The organism is Methylovorus mays (assembly GCF_020531915.1).
Taxonomy (GTDB): domain Bacteria; phylum Pseudomonadota; class Gammaproteobacteria; order Burkholderiales; family Methylophilaceae; genus Methylovorus; species Methylovorus mays.
The window spans coordinates 1-5,280 of the sequence record NZ_JAJAVG010000010.1; the positions used below are offsets into that span (position 1 = coordinate 1).

Consider the following 5,280-nt stretch of genomic DNA (forward strand, 5'->3'; position numbering starts at 1 on the left):
GCCCGGTAATGCCGGGTGACACTCAAGATACATAAGTGCTTAACACTTTGAATGAAACTTTGTAGAAATACCTAGATTCATTTGAGAATTAAGCCAAGCGACATACCGACCCCTTTATTGGGGTCACAAGTAATAGTTGGGAATTAAACTGAAGAGTTTGATCCTGGCTCAGATTGAACGCTGGCGGCATGCTTTACACATGCAAGTCGAACGGTAACAGAGAGAAGCTTGCTTCTCTGCTGACGAGTGGCGAACGGGTGAGTAATATATCGGAACGTACCGTATTGTGGGGGATAACTAGTCGAAAGATTAGCTAATACCGCATACGCCCTGAGGGGGAAAGTAGGGGATCTTCGGACCTTACGCAGAACGAGCGGCCGATATCTGATTAGCTAGTTGGTGGGGTAAAGGCCCACCAAGGCGACGATCAGTAGCTGGTCTGAGAGGACGACCAGCCACACTGGAACTGAGACACGGTCCAGACTCCTACGGGAGGCAGCAGTGGGGAATTTTGGACAATGGGCGAAAGCCTGATCCAGCCATGCCGCGTGAGTGAAGAAGGCCTTCGGGTTGTAAAGCTCTTTCGCAAGGAAAGAAAACTTACTCGCTAATACCGGGTGAGGATGACGGTACCTTGATAAGAAGCACCGGCTAACTACGTGCCAGCAGCCGCGGTAATACGTAGGGTGCGAGCGTTAATCGGAATTACTGGGCGTAAAGCGAGCGCAGGCGGTTTTGTAAGTCAGATGTGAAAGCCCCGGGCTCAACCTGGGAACTGCGTTTGAAACTGCAAGGCTAGAGTATGGGAGAGGGGGGTAGAATTCCACGTGTAGCAGTGAAATGCGTAGAGATGTGGAGGAATACCAATGGCGAAGGCAGCCCCCTGGCCTAATACTGACGCTCATGCTCGAAAGCGTGGGGAGCAAACAGGATTAGATACCCTGGTAGTCCACGCCCTAAACGATGTCTACTAGTTGTTGGTGGAGTAAAATCCATTAGTAACGCAGCTAACGCGTGAAGTAGACCGCCTGGGGAGTACGGTCGCAAGATTAAAACTCAAAGGAATTGACGGGGGCCCGCACAAGCGGTGGATTATGTGGATTAATTCGATGCAACGCGAAAAACCTTACCTGGCCTTGACATGCTACTAACGAAGCAGAGATGCATTAGGTGCCCGAAAGGGAAAGTAGACACAGGTGCTGCATGGCTGTCGTCAGCTCGTGTCGTGAGATGTTGGGTTAAGTCCCGCAACGAGCGCAACCCTTGCCAATAATTGCCATCATTTAGTTGGGCACTTTATTGGGACTGCCGGTGACAAACCGGAGGAAGGTGGGGATGACGTCAAGTCCTCATGGCCCTTATGGCCAGGGCTTCACACGTAATACAATGGTCGGTACAGAGGGTTGCCAACCCGCGAGGGGGAGCCAATCCCAGAAAGCCGATCGTAGTCCGGATTGCAGTCTGCAACTCGACTGCATGAAGTCGGAATCGCTAGTAATCGCGGATCAGCATGTCGCGGTGAATACGTTCCCGGGCCTTGTACACACCGCCCGTCACACCATGGGAGTGGGTTCTACCAGAAGTAGTTAGTCTAACCGCAAGGGGGACGATTACCACGGTAGGATTCATGACTGGGGTGAAGTCGTAACAAGGTAGCCGTATCGGAAGGTGCGGCTGGATCACCTCCTTTCTAGAGAAAATCCGAAGCTGCAAGCATTCACACTTATCGGTTGTTCAAGAGCACATCAAGGAATGGCCTTAGAAGGGTCTGTAGCTCAGCTGGTTAGAGCACCGTCTTGATAAGGCGGGGGTCGTTGGTTCGAGCCCAACCAGACCCACCAGATTCACCCGAGTAGGGGGATTAGCTCAGCTGGGAGAGCACCTGCTTTGCAAGCAGGGGGTCGTCGGTTCGATCCCGTCATCCTCCACCACTACCTTGATGAAGAAGTTAGAAATAAGTGCAGGTTGCTGTATTTATTTCTGGCTTTTAAAGCCGGATTGATCTTTAACAAAATGGAAGAAGTAAAGAGAACACAGGAACTTTGTGATGAGGTTCTGAGTGTTCAAATGGGTAATTGATTGCAGAAATCAAAACATTTGAACTCGTTTAGTTCGAAAGAAATAAGCGGATTCAAATAAGTTGCTTTAGAAGCAAGCCTATAGCGGACCAACTACTACTCGTTGGTCGCGAGATTTGAGTTTAAAAGGGCTCAGGTTTTAACGTTATAGGGTCAAGCGAATAAGTGCATGTGGTGGATGCCTTGGCGATTACAGGCGATGAAGGACGTGGTAGCCTGCGAAAAGTCTCGGGGAGCTGGCAAATAAGCTTTGATCCGGGAATGTCCGAATGGGGAAACCCACCCGCAAGGGTATCGCTCTCTGAATATATAGGAGAAGCGAAGCGAACCGAGTGAACTGAAACATCTAAGTAGCTCGAGGAAAAGAAATCAACCGAGATTCCGGAAGTAGTGGCGAGCGAACCCGGAAAAGCCTGTTATTTTTAGCAGACGCGATAGTAGAACGGAATGGAAAGTCCGGCCATAGCGGGTGATAGCCCCGTATACGAAATCCCGTTTGTGGAACTAGGATAACGACAAGTAGGGCGGGACACGTGAAATCCTGTCTGAACATGGGGGGACCATCCTCCAAGGCTAAATACTCGTAATCGACCGATAGTGAACCAGTACCGTGAGGGAAAGGCGAAAAGAACCCCGGGAGGGGAGTGAAATAGAACCTGAAACCGCATGCATACAAACAGTGGGAGCCTCGTAAGGGGTGACTGCGTACCTTTTGTATAATGGGTCAGCGACTTACATTCAGTAGCAAGCTTAACCGATAGGGGAGGCGTAGCGAAAGCGAGTCCGAATAGGGCGATAGTTGCTGGGTGTAGACCCGAAACCAAGTGATCTATCCATGGCCAGGATGAAGGTGCCGTAACAGGTACTGGAGGTCCGAACCCACTAATGTTGAAAAATTAGGGGATGAGCTGTGGATAGGGGTGAAAGGCTAAACAAACTTGGAAATAGCTGGTTCTCTCCGAAAACTATTTAGGTAGTGCCTCGTGTCTCACTCTTGGGGGTAGAGCACTGTTATGGCTAGGGGGCTCATAAGAGCTTACCAAACCATTGCAAACTCCGAATACCGAGAAGTGCAATCACGGGAGACAGACCATGGGTGCTAACGTCCGTGGTCAAGAGGGAAACAACCCAGACCGCCAGCTAAGGTCCCTAATGACGTGCTAAGTGGAAAACGAAGTGGGAAGGCACAGACAGCCAGGAGGTTGGCTTAGAAGCAGCCATCCTTTAAAGAAAGCGTAATAGCTCACTGGTCGAGTCGTCCCGCGCGGAAGATGTAACGGGGCTAAGCACGTAACCGAAGCTGCGGATGCATATTTATATGCATGGTAGGAGAGCGTTCTGTAGGCCTGCGAAGGTGTTCTGTGAGGAATGCTGGAGGTATCAGAAGTGCGAATGCTGACATGAGTAGCGATAAAGGGAGTGAAAAGCTCCCTCGCCGAAAGCCCAAGGTTTCCTGCGCAACGTTCATCGGCGCAGGGTGAGTCGGCCCCTAAGGTGAGGCAGAGATGCGTAGCTGATGGGAAACAGGTTAATATTCCTGTACCTCAATGTAATGCGATGTGGGGACGGAGAAGGTTAGGTCAGCCATCTGTTGGAATAGGTGGTTTAAGCGTGTAGGGAGATCCTTTAGGCAAATCCGGAGGGTCAATTCTGAGGCGTGACGACGAGTGCACTTGTGCACGAAGTGATTGATACCAAGCTTCCAAGAAAAGCCACTAAGCTTCAGTTATATTGAGACCGTACCGCAAACCGACACAGGTGGGCAGGATGAGAATTCTAAGGCGCTTGAGAGAACCCGGGAGAAGGAACTCGGCAAATTAGCACCGTAACTTCGGGAGAAGGTGCGCCCCGGTAGGTTGTAGAGATTTACTCTCGAAGGCCGATGGGGTTGCAGTGAAAAGGTGGCTGCGACTGTTTAATAAAAACACAGCACTGTGCAAACACGAAAGTGGACGTATACGGTGTGACGCCTGCCCGGTGCCGGAAGGTTAAATGATGGGGTGCAAGCTCTTGATTGAAGCCCCGGTAAACGGCGGCCGTAACTATAACGGTCCTAAGGTAGCGAAATTCCTTGTCGGGTAAGTTCCGACCCGCACGAATGGCGTAACGATGGCCACACTGTCTCCTCTCGGGACTCAGCGAAGTTGAAATGTTTGTGAAGATGCAATCTACCCGCGGCTAGACGGAAAGACCCCATGAACCTTTACTGTAGCTTTACATTGGACTTTGACAAGATTTGTGTAGGATAGGTGGGAGACTTTGAAGCAGGGACGCCAGTTCTTGTGGAGTCAACCTTGAAATACCACCCTGATGTTGTTGAGGTTCTAACCTAGGTCCATTATCTGGATCGGGGACCGTGTATGGTGGGCAGTTTGACTGGGGCGGTCTCCTCCCAAAGAGTAACGGAGGAGTGCGAAGGTAACCTAGGTACGGTCGGAAATCGTACTGATAGTGCAATGGCATAAGGTTGCTTGACTGCGAGACGGACAGGTCGAGCAGGTGCGAAAGCAGGTCATAGTGATCCGGTGGTTCTGTATGGAAGGGCCATCGCTCAACGGATAAAAGGTACTCTGGGGATAACAGGCTGATTCCTCCCAAGAGTTCATATCGACGGGGGAGTTTGGCACCTCGATGTCGGCTCATCACATCCTGGGGCTGTAGCCGGTCCCAAGGGTATGGCTGTTCGCCATTTAAAGTGGTACGTGAGCTGGGTTTAAAACGTCGTGAGACAGTTTGGTCCCTATCTGCCGTGGGCGTTGGAAGTTTGAGGGGGGCTGCTCCTAGTACGAGAGGACCGGAGTGGACGGATCTCTGGTGGACCGGTTGTCATGCCAATGGCATAGCCGGGTAGCTAAATCCGGAAGAGATAAACGCTGAAAGCATCTAAGCGTGAAACTTGCCTCAAGATGAGACTTCCCTGTGCTTTAAGCACACTAAAGAGTCGTTCGAGACCAGGACGTTGATAGGACGGATGTGGAAGTGCAGTAATGCATTAAGCTGACCGTTACTAATTGCTCGTGAGGCTTGATCCTATAACCTTGAAACTTGAGTTCAAGGTTGCTCTAAAGCGCAATCAATACGCATACTTTACTTCTTCTGTTTTTTAAAGACGCTTGTCTGCAAGGACAAGGTCAGCGTGTTCAAACGAACATGCAAAGCTTAACAGGGCTTGAATGCACCATCTCAAGCACTACCGGTTATG

The 5,280-nt window shown here is 50.6% G+C and carries 2 tRNA genes and 2 rRNA genes; all 4 read left to right on the forward strand.

Features of this window, described 5'->3' with window-relative positions:
* The first annotated feature begins 145 nt into the window (after nucleotides 1-145).
* The 4 genes from LG203_RS14300 to LG203_RS14315 all read left to right on the forward strand — a co-directional run bounded on the left by LG203_RS14300 (nucleotide 146) and on the right by LG203_RS14315 (nucleotide 5,110).
* Nucleotides 146-1,690, forward strand: a 16S ribosomal RNA gene (locus LG203_RS14300).
* A gap of 74 nt (nucleotides 1,691-1,764) precedes the next feature.
* Nucleotides 1,765-1,841, forward strand: a tRNA-Ile gene (locus LG203_RS14305).
* Between the two features lie 14 nt (nucleotides 1,842-1,855).
* Nucleotides 1,856-1,931, forward strand: a tRNA-Ala gene (locus LG203_RS14310).
* A 298-nt stretch (nucleotides 1,932-2,229) separates the two neighbouring features.
* Nucleotides 2,230-5,110: ribosomal RNA gene (locus LG203_RS14315) — 23S ribosomal RNA — on the forward strand.
* Together the 16S and 23S rRNA genes with 2 tRNA genes alongside form the textbook arrangement of a ribosomal RNA operon.
* The last annotated feature ends 170 nt before the right edge of the window (nucleotides 5,111-5,280 follow it).